Genomic DNA, 14,487 nt, shown 5'->3' with positions numbered 1-14,487 from the left:
CTTCAAATTACGAAGCATTTCATTTAATAATCAGTCAAAGTGCATTTCTTAACTACCACTCGAACAGTTGTATTGTGTTTACTTCTCATTATAGGATTTACACCTTCAATTGCCCAAGAATCAGATAGCATTCAAACAAAGACTGAAAAAAAGGAATCATTTCTCAATCATACCTCAAAGGGATTTATTCTTAAAAGTGAAGACGGTAATTATGAAATGCAAATCGCAGCCCGATTACAACTTAGGTTTGCACTGCCTGATGATCAGGATCCAATAACTTTCGCGGATTTCCGAAATCAGGATCAACGTGTCTTTAAGATAAATAGAGCTAGATTAAAAGTTGGTGGTCATGCTTATCAGCCTTGGATAAAATATTACTTCGAGTACGAGCTATCCCAAAGCCTTCTCCTTGACTACAGGGTAATGATCGAAAAATGGCCCTGGTTAAACTTTAAAGCTGGACAATGGAAGGTGGAATTCACACGAGAAAGATTTATTAGCAGTGGAGATCAGCAATTTGTAGATCGATCACTATTGAATAGGAAGTTTACAGTAGACAGGCAACAGGGAGTAGAAGTCTATGGAAATTTAAACGGAGGAGGAATTGCGAATTTCAACTATTGGGCAGCTATTTTAACCGGACTGGGAAGAGGTGCACGTCAAAATGACGATTCCAAAATGATGTATTTCGGTAGATTTCAATGGAATTTCCTAGGCAGAGAAGTGCCTTTTTCTGGAGGTGATTTGAAAATATCTCAAAAACCAGCCGCAATTATTGCCATAGCTGCTGTGACCAATACGAGTCCTTACACTAGGTTTTCAACTTCAGGAGGAGGAAATCTTTCTGGATATGAAGGCACAAACGATGGTCAGTACACCGTGAAACAGTATCAGATAGAGTCTGCATTTATCTATAAAGGTTTCTCTTGGTCAAGTGAATTTCATCGTAAAAGTATCTACGACAACTTTGACGAAATAGAGACTAATCTTGGTGGATACTATTTAACAGCAGGTTATCTTGTTCATCAAGCGCTGAATTTCTGGCCAGAGCCTTTGGAAATAGCATTTAGGTATGCAGTAGTTAATCCAGATCTAGAGATTACAAGTAATAAACAACGAGAGGCAGCAGTAGCTTTTAACTGGTTCTTTTCTGGACATAAAAATAAATTGACCACAGAACTAACTCGATTTACTTTCCAAGATAAGGAACTTCCTCAAGACGATGAATTACGTTTCAGGCTTCAACTAGACATTTCATTCTAATGAAAAAGCTCCAGCTTATTTTTTTGTTTTGCATAGCAGGTCTTAGTGTGAATGCGCAGGAAATTGACACGATAACTTATACTCCAAATCGGATTAACAATTTCAGTATTTTGCCATTGCCTGCCGTTGCATACAATCCCGCCAATGGCTGGATGTTTGGTGTGGCAGCTTCCACTTCTTGGTTTATGGGAGATCCCATATCTACCCACCAATCAAATTTGGTTTTCAACTTTTTATACACCACTAAAAAGCAGTGGATTATTAGTTCAAAGAGTAATGTATTTCTAGCTGATGATCAGTGGAATCTGATTGGTGATTGGCGCTATTTCATCACATCACAGCCTACTTATGGCCTAGGTAGCTTCACTCCGAATGACTTTGATTTGGAACAAATCGGCCAAGAGTCAGTGATTGTTGGAGAGCAGCAGATGGATTTTACGTTGATCCGCTTTCATGAGACTATACTGCGGAGAGTAGGGTTTAGCAAATTCTATCTTGGTGTTGGGTATCATTTGGATATCCATCAAAAAATTGAAAGTTATCTAATAGGCGATGACTTGATAGACTTCAATGCTGAATTTAGTCATGACTACTACAATGAATCTATAGGAGTTCCAGTGGATCAATACACTTTATCTGGAATTTCCTTAAATGGAATCATGGAGAATCGTGATGTAGCAGTCTCTCCCTATGAGCATAATTATGCTATGATTTCCTACAAAATCAACCCGGAGTTTCTAGGGTCTGACAAATCTTCCTCTACACTCCTACTTGACTATAGACATTATTTCAACCTAAGTGAAACTCGGAAAAGACATATTATAGCTGCATGGGCGATGGGAAACTTTTTGGTATCAGGAGATCTGCCTTATATGAATCTACCGAGTATTGGCTGGGATATGTTTGGGCGAAGTGGCAGAGGTTATTCCCAAGGAAGATTCAGAGGTGAAAACATGCTGTACTCAGAAGTAGAATACCGCTTCCCACTCATGAAAAACAAAGATCTTTTTGGAGGTACTATATTCCTGAATGCGGCCTCTTTCAGTAGTAAAATGACAGGAGAGAAACTCATGGAAACCATCAATCCAGGATACGGGGTGGGGCTACGGGTAATGATCAATAAAGAAAAGCGTACCACTATAACGGCTGATTATGGATTTGGACAAAAAGGTAATTCAGGCTTTTACTTGAATATCAACGAGTCCTTTTAGCTATATTTAGGCCTTGATACCTAATTTCAATAGTTTTTAGGATTATTCCTTCATTTTTTTTCACTCTAAAACTTAATTAAGTATAACTTTGTCTTTAAGATGTTTTCAGTTTTTAAATCCAACATTTATGAAAAAAGCACTTTTAATTTCAGGGTTCTTAATTCTCATTTCCTTCCAAACATCCTTTGCGCAAAGCGAATTGGAAGATGAGATCACTATTATTCAGTCCGCTTTTGGTATGGACAAAAAACAAATCATCGAAGGCTATATGGATTTACCAGAATCTGTAGCGCCTGGTTTTTGGACGATATATCAGGCCTATGAGGCAGAAAGAACTCTGATAGCTAGAGAACGCATGAATATCATCAACGATTTTTTGACAGAATATGAGACTATCGGTGAGGAAGAAGCAGATAACTTAGCCAAGCGAACATTTAAAAATGACTTGGAGCTTTCTAAACTTCATTCAGCATATTATAAAAAATTCAAGAAAGCTACCTCAGCATTCGATGCTGCCAAGTTTATGCAAATAGACACCTATATCCACAATACGATTAGGAATGCAATGCAACAGGAATTGCCATTCATAGATCAATAAGAAAACAAACCAAAATAAATTTTATGCTTAAAAAACTACAACTACTAGGAATAGGAGTATTAGGATGGTGCATGCTGCTGTCATGTACTCCTGATGGGGCTGAGTATATAGACGAATTGGATGTCGTCTATACCAATTACAGATGTCAACCATAATTTTGCTTCTAATAATACATTTGCTGTTCCGGATAAGATTGTCAAAATCGAAGGACAATTTATCAACGGAGCAGGTGGTAATTATGAGCCGGAATATGTTTCTCCAGGCTATACCGCTGCAATATTAGCTTCAATTAGAACTAATATGAGAAATGCGGGGTACACCGAGGTAGATAAGAGTGCAAATCCTGATTTGATTATTCTACCCTCAGTGATTCAGACAGACCAGCTTTTCTTTTACTACGATTGGTGGTATTGGAACTGGTTCTATCCAGGATGGGTCCAGGATGGAGCTGGTACTACCCTGGATATTACCCACCGCAAGTTTCTTCTGTGCGTACTGGAACAGTATTGCTGCAGATGACCGACCCTAATAATATCTCGGAAAATGATCAGATTCCTGTTGTTTGGACATCAGTAATCAATGGTTTGCTAGAAGGAAGTACTTCTGCAATTAACAGTAGAATTAATACAACTATTGACCAAGCATTTTCTCAATCACCATACCTAGCTAAATAATCATGAAAAAGTCAATCATATTAGCAGCACTTCTGGTAATGGTAGTTGCTGGAGTTGCGCAAGCCCAATCATCCTTCTTCTCAATCAACTATTCTGTAAGTATCCCAACTGGTACCACTTCAGATTACATAGATCAGGTTTCTGGCAGAGGGATCAAGTTGGAATACCAACGATTCATTAAACCTAATTTTGCTATAGGTGGAGAAATAGGTAGTTATACTTTATACAAAAGAGAAGAAAGCAAAGTATATACTGAAGGATCAGCCTCTCTATCTGGAGTTCAATACCGCTATCAAAACAACTATCCTATTTTAGTCACAGGTACTTACTTTGCTAACAGAACTGGTGAATTCAGACCATATGCTGGTTTGGGACTTGGGACAATAGCGCATGATAGAAGAATTGATATGGGTGTGTTTTCTTCAGAGGAAACTCATTGGCAATTTGCTTTGAGACCTGAACTCGGAATATTATACAGACCAGCACAAAATGTAGGGTTCAGATTAGGAGCCAAATACTACCAATCATTTAGCAGCAGCAATTTAGATGGTCAATCTACTGTAGGGCTTGATTTTGGTATCGTTTTCATACGATAATTAACTACTGAATAGTTAAGCAATAATCCGGCAAGTAAAACAACTAGTTCTACTTGCCGATTTTTCTACCTGTAAGATCTCTTGATGATTAAACAGTTTCTTTTGAAGGTCAAAATTCAAACTAAATTATATTAAATTAGTATTGAATTCCTACCTCCTTAAATCATATTTCTTTAGTAAATTAGAGCTATATAAATTCATATTAATCATGACAAAGTCTACTTTACCACTCCTGTTTCTGATAATTATGTTTATGGGTTGTACTGCTACAAATGTCACAGTTGAGCCCGGACTTTATGACGATTTTAAGCTTTCTACGTATAAGACTTATTCTTTTCTAGAAGTAGATCAAAGTGAAACTGAAGTTCCAGCTTTTTCCCAGTCTGTGGTTTATCTTAAACAGGAAATAGCAAAGCAGCTCGCTGCAAGAGGCCTTTCAGAAGATAATTCAGATCCTGAATTGAAAATTAACCTTGGAATTGTGATCGAGAATAAAGAACAAACTCGTGAAACAAGTCTCGCCACCGATCCCTTTATGTATACAGGGCAAAGAAACTATACATGGCAAAGCGAAGAAATTGTGGTAAATAACTACAAAGAGGGCACTCTTTCAATTCATTTAGTAGATGCTAAGACAAATGAAGCTGCCTGGGTAGGAGTAGTTTCCAAAATCATCCCATCAAAACAGGAAAAGAAACAAGAGGCAATCGAAGATGCAGTGCAAGAAGTATTTGAGTCAATAGACAGTAATAACTAATTAAAACAACTATCAAATAATGAGGAAATTAAATTCATTCATCGCCTTAGTGCTAATAGGGACACTGGCCGCATGCTCACCTAGCACAAAAATCACAGGTTCATGGAAAGCTCCTGAAGCAAAAGCAGGAGGATATAGCAACATTTTTGTTACTGCGTTGACAGACAAACTAGTTGCCAGACAAACTATAGAAAATGACATAGATGCAATTCTAGAAGAGGATGGTATTACTGCCAACAGTAGCTTTGACATCATCCCTCCAGGCTTCAAAGCTACCCCTGAAAATAAAGAGAAAGTAGTCTCTGCAATTCAAGCTGCTGGGCACGACGCAATTCTTACTGTTGCGCTTTTGGATCAAACATCTGAAACGAGATATGTACCAGGAACTACCATGTACTCGCCTATGGGCTATGGTGGATATTATGGTAGATTTTATGGATACTACTCCTACTACAATCCAGTAATGTACGATCCAGGATACTATGCAACAGACAAAAATTATTACTTAGAGATAAATCTGTATGATGCACAAACAGAAGCTTTGGTTTGGTCAGCCCAATCCGAAACTACCAACCCTTCCACGATTGAATCATTCTCGAAAACTTTTGCCCAATCTGTAGAATATCAATTGATCAAGGACGGAATTATTGCAAAATAATTTTAAAAATAAATTCATGAAAAAGCCCCGAGAGAAAATTCTCTCGGGGCTTTTTTTCGTTTGTCGCTAAACTGTTTATTTAGCTGCGTTTTTCATCGCCGTTACTTCAGCTCTGATTTCTTGCGCAAGATTTTTAAGTGCCTGCATTCCAGTTCTTACTCTAGTACCGGCAGCCTTGTTGCCATTTTCGTAGAATTTCGCAAAGTCTGCTTCTAAAGAATCGACCAAATCTTTCACTTCTTGGTGTTTGCTCATAATCGTTTTATTGGTTGGTTATAAAATGTAATTAGACACAATAAACATCATTTATAGTGCCATTAGAAGTGTTTGAGCGTTTATTTTTAATTTTTAGTGCAGAAAAATGGCGTTTGCATTAAAACCTTCATTTTATTCAATTTTCGGCAATATTATATGCAAAAAATTAACTAAAATATCTTGGTTAAAAATTAACAAATTACCTCTAAATGAACTGAAAATTCCCCAAGATGTATTTTCAGGGACTTAAATCATCACTTTTTCGCCTTTTTCAGCAGACTCTAGAATAGCCTGAACAATTCGAATATCTCTTAATCCCTCTTCTCCCGGAACGGACTGAGGCTTACCATCCATTATTGTCTGTGCATCATTGTCCATTTGGTAAACTTGTTCCATTGGTTGCTGAAAAGGAAAATTTATTTCACCTAATGGACTCTTACCTTTATTACCTGCATAGGCAGAAAAAGGCTGCATTTCTATCATTCCCTTTTCGCATTTGATATTCAGAAAATTCATATTGCCACCGAATGAGGTTTTGATAGTGCCTATTACACCACCTGGAAACTCCAATTCTGCCTCAACAATTTCGCCCAAACCATCTTTATAAATTTCCGGCCGCTCAGTCCAGACTTTAGCAGAGTTCACTGCAATTGGCTCCATACCTGATCCAAGTCTTGCTCCTTGAATAGAATAAACCCCCATATCATAAATCACCCCTCCACCCATTTCACGTTTTTGCTTCCAGTGATCTGTACGGTTTTCGCGATATCCAGCGGCACAATCTAGGCCTAAAACCTTACCCAGACTTTGTTCCTTTACTATTTTTTGAAATGCCTGCGTATTAGGTTCATGTTGACAGCGATAGCCAATAGATAAGGAGACATTGGCCTTCTTACAAGCGTCTATCATTGCCTGACACTCTTCGACTGTAACAGCCATTGGTTTTTCACACCATACATGTTTGCCTGCTTTAGCTGCTCTTATCACATATTCCATATGCATAGATGGTGGCAACACAATGTAAATCACATCTATAGCTGGATTTGCAGCAATAGAATCAAAATTCTCATAGTTATAGATATTCTCCTTGGGTATTTTATATTTCTCCTTCCAAATAGCTGCCTTTGATGGAGTACCAGTGACTATGCCAGCGAGATAGCATTTTTCAGTTTTTTCTAGAGCTGGAGCCAATAAGTCAGTACTGTAGTAGCCAAGTCCAACCAAAGCTACGCCGAGCTTATCCTTTCTTGATATAGTAGAAGACAATACACTAAAAGGAGATAACAAACTTACTCCTGCACCTAAGGCAAGAGATTTCAAAGTGTTTCTTCTTGAGGTTAAATTCATAATATTGGGTTTAAGGTTTGAATGTTAATACACTTATCAAGTTAATGCTTTCATTTATACCTCCAAAAAAATATTAAATTCAGACTTAGTATTAATTCCACCATAATCCAACCCACCTATGAAAAAGTTAATTATTCTGGTTCTTTTATTCTTCCCATTGTATATCCATGCTCAGACCAACTTACAGCCTTATTTAACGCTTGAGGATGCAACAAGAATTTCAGATGCTGCAGAAGCAAAATCCAAAGCTGAAGGTTGGAACATGGTGATCGTGGTCCTCGATGCAGGAGGCCATATGATCTCCCTTCGCAAAATGGATGGAGTACAAATAGGAAGCATTGATGTTGCCCTAGGTAAGGCCAAAACTGCTGTCTATTTCAAACGTCCTACAAAAGTTTTTGAAGATGCAATGAAGACTAAAGGAGGAGGTAGAATAGCCACTCTCCCAAATGCAGTAGCTATTGAAGGAGGCCTTCCAATAGTTAAAGACGGTATAGTCGTTGGAGCAATCGGAATATCAGGTGCCAGCTCTGCTCAAGATGGAATTGCCGCGGCAGCTGGGCTAGCTGCCTATTGAATTACGTCCTTTAAAACCCAAAAGCCTCAGGATAAAATATTTAATTGAACCTGAGGCTTTTGGGTTTAATAATAAAATCACCCTTCATTTGAAAGTGTAGATGTGGGAAAAGACTCGTTAATCGCTCACATTGGAAGTATAGGATCTCTCTTTTGGAATACAGCAAGATTCACATAAACCTACCTTCTCTTTGATAACCAATGCTTTCCTCAAGGCTTCTTTGCCTGAATTGTATGGTCCAAGGTAGTCCCGGTCATATGCACTCGGAATATGCTCACACTCTCGATCGTGCACTTCATGTATGCCATTGTCGTTTGGATTGGAAGAAAGGTAAAAGAATTTCATAGATATAGGAATAAGATTTACGTAACTCAAATTTACCACCTGAGATAAAGCAAAAAAATACCCTATGTAGGGTATTTTTCAGGTAAAAACTGAAATATTTTAATTGAAAAAAGTAGAATCACCAATTAATTCTGACTTCCTCATCGGCATTTGATCAATCAAATGAAAAATACGGTTTAAAGAAAAATCATCTCTCTTTCCAGAAGCTTTTATACCTCCATCTAATCCTATTAAAACCCATTCGGGATTTTGGCTGTTACGAGACAGCACCTTGAGAAATCCAGCAGGATCAACTTCATCCTGTTCCGTATTTTTGATGTATTCACCGTGTTCAAACTCAACGAATAAAAGCTTTCTCTCATCTATACTTTTACCCTTTCCTTCCAGAATCGGATCGAGTTTCATGTTCTCAAAATTTGTGATCACGATTCGCTTTTCCCACCTGTAGTCTTCAATAGTCTTGACAGCGTTGGTAACCATAAAAAAAAGATACACTAGTAAAACCAAGGATTTCATGTGTATGTAACATTCACTATTCCATTTGGTTATATTTTTTCAGCACTATTTCAAAAAGCGACTGAGCAGTTCCGCCCATTCTTCATCTAAAGTGAGATTAGGCTTACTTTCTCCAGCTCTTCTGTACCAGTAATCAGCATTCCATTGATCGCCCTCCTTTCTATGCAAATAAGCATGGATTCTCGCGGCATCTTGTCCACCCAGACTATCTACCTCATCGTGAGCTTTCTCCCAGTTCCCATTTCCATCATACCAAAGTGACTTCAGGATAGGATCATACTCGTTTATCTTATCATTTGATTCTAAAAAATCGGAAATCTGCTTATCGTCAAGTTTCATAGTTATGCTGTTTTTCTCTCCAAAGAAAAGAACCTTAGGTATAAATTGTTTACTCTTCCGTGACTTTTTTGTGATATCCTGAGAGCAATTTTGAATAAATCAAAACCTCATAATCATGAAAAAAGTATTTATCCTATTTTATGTAGCCTTTTTAGGCTTAGTCTCATGTGCAGACGACACGGATCCAGTCACTATAGATCCAACCACACCAACAGGCACTCTGAATGTAACTCGAAGCGGCACATTCATAGATCAAAACGGAGCTGGATCAATGGGAACTGCCGGGTTAGGGCTGGACACAGAGGGCAAGGAGTTTTTACAGTTTGGCTCTAACTTCAATACTGCACTAGCCACTGGTACGGTGACTGTTTACTTGTCCACTTCTGCGACTTTTATGGCAGACCCAGGCAACGGAAATCCTGACTTATTGGTTGTTGGTCCAGTAAGAATGGCTGGGGAAAATTTCTTCGCTATTCCATCCGGAGTAAGCACCGCCAAATACACCCACGTTTTATTGTGGTGTGGATCGGTAGGGATTCCTTTCGGAAATGCTCCACTTCAATAACAAAACATGGAATTCCAACGCCCACTTACATCTAAACTCAAGGCAGTTGTCCTTGGGTTTATGTGTTTAATTTCTTTGGATATAGCTGCGCAAAGTGGGTGGACCAAAGAAAAAACAGAAGGATTTTACCAACTCAGTTTTCAATCGCTGAAATCAAAGGATTACTATTCTCTTGAAGGAGAACTGCTGAAAACGAATCAATTTTCACAGCAATCATTGGTTTTCTATGGGGAGTATGGAGTCACTGACAAATTCACGATTATAGCCAATTGGCCTTTACAAACCTGGAATGCTTTTGAAACTACTGAGACAGTAAGCGGCATCGGTGACTTACGGTTGGAGTTCAAGCACGCGCTTCTCAAAAAGTATTTCCCCTTGAGTATTTCCGTGGCCCCTGAACTTCCAATAGGGAGGGCAAATCATTTTGCCAAAAGTAAGGTCAATGACTTTGAGCAAATCAATCTCCCATCTGGAGATGGAGAATTCAATGTTTGGACAACATTGGCCACTTCTTTTGCACTTCCGTCCATTCCTTTCTATGGGAATCTCTTCAGCTCCTATAATTTCCGAACTCAGTACGAAGGCGTTTCCTTTTCTGACCAATTTGCCATTGGTGCGGAGATAGGCTATCACATTGCGGACATTGTTTGGGTAAATGCCCGATTAAATGCACTCAAATCTGTGAACGAAGTGGAAGTAGCAACGGACTTTGTCCGAGGTGACGGGACCGAATATACTGGCTATAGCTTTGGGGCAAGTATGCCCGTTTACAAAAACATTCATCTGAGTTTGAACTACAGAAACTACAACGATTGGATTTTCGAGCGAAAAAACATCTACTCCTCAGGAGTTTTCGGCTTGGGAGTCTATTACGAACATAAACCACAGAAAAAATGAATACTAGTCTAATACAACCCTCGAGAGAGTCAATCCAGGCTACTTTCCCTGTTTTCAAAAGTTACTCCAAAGGACAAAGCATCTATAAGCAAGATCAGCACTCAGAAGGGTTTTATCTTATAAAAAAAGGAATCGTTAAACTGCAAAAAATGCTTCCAAATGGCCATCAAACCATCTTGAAAATAGTAGGAGAAGGCGAAATTATCGGTGAAGGCGAAGTTGACTCAACCTTTCCAAGACAAAATTTGAGCTATGCAATAGCAATCCAAGATGGCACCCTGATTCAAAAAGTGGGCAGCTTTGCTAATTTATCCTTCCAGGAACAAAAAAGTTTAAACCAAAAACTCATTGATAGAGCTTTAGAATCAGCTCAAAGACACGAACGCCTTATTTCGTGTGATGCTGAGCAGCGAATCAGAGCTGTACTAAAAGAACTTGCGGTGAAATTAGGAAAGAAATATGGGGACGAAACCCTTCTGAAAATCAACCTAACCCATGAGGATTTTGCCTTACTTTCTGACTCCAGTAGGCAAACTGTAACCAAAACCTTGTCTAATCTGAAGCAAAAGGGGATTATCAACTACAGCAGAAATAGAATTCTCTTCCGTGACTTAGCCAACTTTAAACTCTCGTAATCATGAAACTATCTATCACTTACTCACTTGTATTCTCAATACTTCTTTTTTCCAGTGCATGTAATAACTCAAAAGACTCTGATCCCATCATCCCTGATGACACTAGCGGTATTCCCGGATCAGTGAAAGTAACAGGAGAATTAGAAATCCTTATAACAGGAACATTCACCTCTCAAAGTGGCTCCAATACCAAGGGAATGATAGATTTGGTCACCGACGAAAGCGGTTCATACTTTATCAAACTTGGCAGGGACTTTACTTCAAGTTTTCATACCGGAACTGTCACCGTCTATCTTTCTTCATCAAAAGACTTAACACTTTCAGAAAAGGAAAGCTTCCAATTAGTAGCTGTCGTGGATGAACCTGGAGTAAGCACTATTTCAAACTAGCCAACTTTCCAGATTCAAAGTTTTCACACGGAATCCTATGGTGTGGTGCAGCGGCTATTCCATTTGGCTTTGCTGAGCTTAAGTAGGCAAACTTTCACTGTAAAAAGTTACAGCCCAACTAAATAACCTCCTTTTGAAATGCATTATTAAAGTTTGTCATATAGAACATCATAGCAAAAATCAGCGGGGCAACCCTGATAGACAGACAATACCTGATTATTTTCCAATAATTTGTAAGACATCTTTCGGGACATTGGAGTACCATAGAGTACAAGTTCTTCTTTGGGAATGTATTCGAGATTCCCTGATGCGGATTCGCTTCTGAAGGTAGTGTAATCGGAAAACTCTATAAATCCATCTTTGGTGGCATACTCACTGGTTGCTAAAAACAAATATCCTTCTTCACCACTTTGTAGATTTCTTTTTAGATATCCTTCTTCTAAAGTAGCGTCGCTTTTCATCACATAGTATAAAACTAGAACGCTGGTGCTGTCATCAGGGTCAGGAAAGCTATTTTCCCATCTCCCTGTCAGTTCATCTGTTTCCTTCTCAAGATCTTCAACACATCCATTCATCAATAGGAAAACACCAAAAAGACAGAGTATACAGATTCTTTTCATCACATCAGAATTTTAACAGTTTGGTATTCAGATAATTGAAACTTTTATTCCTGAATACCAACTCAATTACCAAAAAAACTAAGTTGGAAGTTCAAATATAAATTCTGTATACGTATTGGAATCTGATTGGATGTAAATATCTGATCCATGGACTTCCAGGATTCTCTTTACTATGGCCAAGCCAAGTCCTGAGCCTTCTACTCCTTCCCGCTCCTTGTCAATCATATAATAGCGATCAAAAATCGCTTCCAAATCTGCCTGAGGAATTCCTCCACCTGAGTTTTTGATTTTCACCTGTACTGCTCCAGCTACAGAATTTGCTTCAATACTGATCTCTCCATCATTGGGAGTGTATTTTACTGCATTATCAAGCAAATTTTGGATCACACGATCAAGTAAGTAAAGATCAGCTTTCACCATGGGCAACGAAGAGGAAATGCTTGTGTCGATTGAAATGTTTTTTGACTTAGCCAAAAGCTCATACTTCAAACTACTGTCCTGAAGCAACTCCTGAATATTCAGGTTCTCTTTCTTCACCTGCATTTGTCCCGATTCCAACTTGGACAAATCAAAAAGATCTGCAACCAATTTGGTGAGCTTATCCGTACTATTTCCGATGATTTTCAGGTAGCTCTCCCTTTCTTCCTGGGAAAGGGACTCTCCTTTCATCTGCAAGGTTTCTATATAGCCATTTATAATCGCGAGAGGATTGCGGAGGTCATGAGACACATTGGCAATCAACTCCCTACGTAAAGAATCTACATTTTTGAGTTCCTCTATATTATGGAGAATCCGATCAGCCATGTGATTAAAAGTCTCACCCAACACAGAAAATTCTGAGTTAGCCTTATAATCTGGCACTCTTGCGTTCAAATCTCCATCCTTAAATCGCTCCACAGTTTTAACTATGGTGCGCAAATGCCTAGTTAGCCATGCGATCAGGACTAAGCCAATCAGCAATGCCACCACTAGTGTGATCAGAATAGAATTGAAGGTCAGCTGCATCCAATAGCTCCCTAATACGCCAGAAGAGATGGTTTCATATTTTTCACTAGCCAAAATAATGTACACGTAGCCGAGTAACTTCTCATCATCATACACAGCAGTGGCCGAAAAGACCGATTGTTCACCTGGATTTCTTGGGTCATCCCCCATCACAAAATCATCACCTTTTGCGGCGATAAATTCTTTAACTGGAGCTAAATCGACTCGTTTTAACTTGACAAGCTGATCCAAAACAACGTAGGAAATAATTTCTCCAGTTGGGTCCAGCAGATATACTTCAATCCCTGGGTTGACAGCCATCATGGAATGCATAATTGTACCTAGGGCGGCTTCATTCACTTCTCCATCTACAAAAGGATTGACCTCCTCAATCATGTATTCCGCGACTGTGGCATTAAGACGCTGGGTAGTTTCCTGAAAATAGCGCTGAGCGGTCGTAGCAGTGATAAAAACATATGAACAACCAACAATCAGTAATACCAGAATGAAGATGAGAGAAATTCTCAGAAATAGACTTTTCATAGCTGTAGCTTAAAATTCATCATTGAATCTATATCCTACTCCCCATGTAGTTAGAATATAAACCGGATTATTAGGATCTGCTTCGATCTTTGCTCGAAGCCTATTAATATGCGCATTTACAGTATGTTCATAGCCAGAGAAATGATACCCCCAGATCAATTCCAGCAATTCAGCCCTGGAATAACTTCTCCCAGGATTCTTTGCCATGAGCACTAATAAATCAAACTCTTTTGGAGTCAAATCCACGCGTTTTTGAAGGAGCAAGACCTTTCGTTTTTTCTCATCTATTTCCAGAGACTCGAATTTGATCAGTTTGACCTCATTAGCTGAAAGTATTGCGAACTGATCCTGACGGCGCATGATAGCTTTGACTCTGGCGCAATTCCCGGATCTTAAATGGCTTGGTGATGTAATCATCAGCACCGGATTCCAAACCGATCACCTTATCTATTTCCTCCGATTTGGCCGTGATCATAAGAATTGGAGTGAAATTATCCAATGCTCTCAGTCGTTGGCAAATAGCTATACCATCCATTTCGGGAAGCATGATGTCAAGAATAAGCAAATCGTAAGAATTGGAATTTGCTTCTTCAAACCCTTCCCTCCCATTATTCCTGACTTTTATTTCATAATCCAGATCCTTAAGATGAATCTGAATCAGTTGGCTGATATTGGGATCGTCTTCTACTATTAGTACTTTTTTCATCTGAAAAATAAT

22 protein-coding genes are annotated in these 14,487 nt (G+C 38.8%); 13 read left to right on the top strand and 9 right to left on the bottom strand.

Features of this window, described 5'->3' with window-relative positions; translation table 11 throughout:
* The first annotated feature begins 72 nt into the window (after positions 1 to 72).
* The 8 genes from AC0L6R_RS19200 to AC0L6R_RS19165 all read left to right on the top strand — a co-directional run bounded on the left by AC0L6R_RS19200 (position 73) and on the right by AC0L6R_RS19165 (position 5,757).
* Positions 73 to 1,263, top strand: coding sequence for a porin (locus AC0L6R_RS19200; RefSeq protein WP_473272682.1), 1,191 nt, complete (start codon positions 73 to 75; stop codon positions 1,261 to 1,263).
* Positions 1,263 to 2,474, top strand: a complete 1,212-nt coding sequence (locus AC0L6R_RS19195; RefSeq protein WP_473272681.1) for a BamA/TamA family outer membrane protein — start codon at positions 1,263 to 1,265, stop codon at positions 2,472 to 2,474. Before AC0L6R_RS19200 ends, AC0L6R_RS19195 begins: the two co-directional genes overlap by 1 nt.
* Before the next feature lie 127 nt (positions 2,475 to 2,601).
* Positions 2,602 to 3,072 (top strand): hypothetical protein, encoded by a 471-nt coding sequence (locus AC0L6R_RS19190; RefSeq protein WP_473272680.1) that lies wholly within the window; start codon positions 2,602 to 2,604, stop codon positions 3,070 to 3,072.
* A gap of 120 nt (positions 3,073 to 3,192) precedes the next feature.
* Complete coding sequence (locus AC0L6R_RS19185; protein WP_473272679.1) at positions 3,193 to 3,591, top strand: DUF4136 domain-containing protein; 399 nt, start codon at positions 3,193 to 3,195, stop codon at positions 3,589 to 3,591.
* Positions 3,588 to 3,746, top strand: a complete 159-nt coding sequence (locus AC0L6R_RS19180) for a hypothetical protein (RefSeq protein ID WP_473272678.1) — start codon at positions 3,588 to 3,590, stop codon at positions 3,744 to 3,746. Before AC0L6R_RS19185 ends, AC0L6R_RS19180 begins: the two co-directional genes overlap by 4 nt.
* A gap of 2 nt (positions 3,747 to 3,748) precedes the next feature.
* Positions 3,749 to 4,342 (top strand): outer membrane beta-barrel protein, encoded by a 594-nt coding sequence (locus AC0L6R_RS19175; RefSeq protein WP_283412662.1) that lies wholly within the window; start codon positions 3,749 to 3,751, stop codon positions 4,340 to 4,342.
* Between the two features lie 208 nt (positions 4,343 to 4,550).
* Positions 4,551 to 5,099, top strand: coding sequence for a DUF4136 domain-containing protein (locus tag AC0L6R_RS19170; protein ID WP_473272677.1), 549 nt, complete (start codon positions 4,551 to 4,553; stop codon positions 5,097 to 5,099).
* A gap of 19 nt (positions 5,100 to 5,118) precedes the next feature.
* Positions 5,119 to 5,757, top strand: coding sequence for a hypothetical protein (locus AC0L6R_RS19165; RefSeq protein WP_283412664.1), 639 nt, complete (start codon positions 5,119 to 5,121; stop codon positions 5,755 to 5,757).
* A gap of 75 nt (positions 5,758 to 5,832) precedes the next feature.
* Here the strand turns inward: AC0L6R_RS19165 and AC0L6R_RS19160 are convergent, their stop codons facing one another.
* The gene (locus AC0L6R_RS19160; RefSeq protein WP_091691154.1) at positions 5,833 to 6,012 is read right to left on the bottom strand and encodes a histone H1; all 180 of its coding nucleotides are present in this window, start codon (positions 6,010 to 6,012) and stop codon (positions 5,833 to 5,835) included.
* A gap of 246 nt (positions 6,013 to 6,258) precedes the next feature.
* Positions 6,259 to 7,359 carry a Gfo/Idh/MocA family protein gene (locus AC0L6R_RS19155; protein WP_473272676.1) on the bottom strand — a complete coding sequence of 367 codons (1,101 nt, stop codon included), beginning with the start codon at positions 7,357 to 7,359 and terminating at the stop codon, positions 6,259 to 6,261.
* 118 nt (positions 7,360 to 7,477) lie between these two features.
* Here AC0L6R_RS19155 and AC0L6R_RS19150 point away from each other — a divergent pair, with 118 nt between their 5' ends.
* Positions 7,478 to 7,936 carry a GlcG/HbpS family heme-binding protein gene (locus AC0L6R_RS19150; RefSeq protein WP_473272675.1) on the top strand — a complete coding sequence of 153 codons (459 nt, stop codon included), beginning with the start codon at positions 7,478 to 7,480 and terminating at the stop codon, positions 7,934 to 7,936.
* 117 nt (positions 7,937 to 8,053) lie between these two features.
* Here the strand turns inward: AC0L6R_RS19150 and AC0L6R_RS19145 are convergent, their stop codons facing one another.
* The 3 genes from AC0L6R_RS19145 to AC0L6R_RS19135 form a co-directional block, all read right to left on the bottom strand.
* Complete coding sequence (locus tag AC0L6R_RS19145) at positions 8,054 to 8,281, bottom strand: hypothetical protein (RefSeq protein WP_283412667.1); 228 nt, start codon at positions 8,279 to 8,281, stop codon at positions 8,054 to 8,056.
* 99 nt (positions 8,282 to 8,380) lie between these two features.
* A complete protein-coding gene (locus AC0L6R_RS19140) occupies positions 8,381 to 8,761 on the bottom strand; it encodes a DUF4174 domain-containing protein (RefSeq protein ID WP_473272674.1) in 381 nt (126 codons plus the stop codon).
* Positions 8,762 to 8,842: 81 nt separating this feature from the next.
* Positions 8,843 to 9,136 carry a hypothetical protein gene (locus tag AC0L6R_RS19135; protein WP_473272673.1) on the bottom strand — a complete coding sequence of 98 codons (294 nt, stop codon included), beginning with the start codon at positions 9,134 to 9,136 and terminating at the stop codon, positions 8,843 to 8,845.
* Between the two features lie 115 nt (positions 9,137 to 9,251).
* Between AC0L6R_RS19135 and AC0L6R_RS19130 the strand changes: the two genes are divergently transcribed.
* From AC0L6R_RS19130 to AC0L6R_RS19115, 4 genes are read left to right on the top strand one after another with little or no spacing between them, the layout of a single operon-like run.
* Positions 9,252 to 9,701, top strand: a complete 450-nt coding sequence (locus tag AC0L6R_RS19130; protein ID WP_283412670.1) for a DM13 domain-containing protein — start codon at positions 9,252 to 9,254, stop codon at positions 9,699 to 9,701.
* Between the two features lie 6 nt (positions 9,702 to 9,707).
* A complete protein-coding gene (locus tag AC0L6R_RS19125) occupies positions 9,708 to 10,598 on the top strand; it encodes a hypothetical protein (protein WP_473272672.1) in 891 nt (296 codons plus the stop codon).
* Positions 10,595 to 11,233, top strand: a complete 639-nt coding sequence (locus tag AC0L6R_RS19120; RefSeq protein WP_473272671.1) for a Crp/Fnr family transcriptional regulator — start codon at positions 10,595 to 10,597, stop codon at positions 11,231 to 11,233. Before AC0L6R_RS19125 ends, AC0L6R_RS19120 begins: the two co-directional genes overlap by 4 nt.
* Before the next feature lie 2 nt (positions 11,234 to 11,235).
* Positions 11,236 to 11,622, top strand: coding sequence for a hypothetical protein (locus AC0L6R_RS19115; protein WP_473272670.1), 387 nt, complete (start codon positions 11,236 to 11,238; stop codon positions 11,620 to 11,622).
* A 146-nt stretch (positions 11,623 to 11,768) separates the two neighbouring features.
* Here the strand turns inward: AC0L6R_RS19115 and AC0L6R_RS19110 are convergent, their stop codons facing one another.
* The 4 genes from AC0L6R_RS19110 to AC0L6R_RS19095 form a co-directional block, all read right to left on the bottom strand.
* The gene (locus AC0L6R_RS19110; protein WP_473272669.1) at positions 11,769 to 12,242 is read right to left on the bottom strand and encodes a hypothetical protein; all 474 of its coding nucleotides are present in this window, start codon (positions 12,240 to 12,242) and stop codon (positions 11,769 to 11,771) included.
* 78 nt (positions 12,243 to 12,320) lie between these two features.
* Entirely contained in the window at positions 12,321 to 13,769 is a 1,449-nt protein-coding gene (locus tag AC0L6R_RS19105; protein ID WP_283412675.1) for a sensor histidine kinase, read from the bottom strand.
* A gap of 9 nt (positions 13,770 to 13,778) precedes the next feature.
* Positions 13,779 to 14,129: a winged helix-turn-helix domain-containing protein gene (locus AC0L6R_RS19100; protein WP_473272668.1), complete on the bottom strand. Its 351-nt coding sequence runs from the start codon at positions 14,127 to 14,129 to the stop codon at positions 13,779 to 13,781.
* Positions 14,092 to 14,475, bottom strand: coding sequence for a response regulator transcription factor (locus AC0L6R_RS19095; protein WP_473272667.1), 384 nt, complete (start codon positions 14,473 to 14,475; stop codon positions 14,092 to 14,094). The genes AC0L6R_RS19100 and AC0L6R_RS19095 overlap by 38 nt, the downstream gene beginning before the upstream one ends.
* Positions 14,476 to 14,487: the final 12 nt, after the last annotated feature.

The sequence above is a fragment of the Algoriphagus sp. 10J20-15 genome (assembly GCF_055809615.1).
This window is presented reverse-complemented; position numbering and strand designations above follow the sequence as displayed.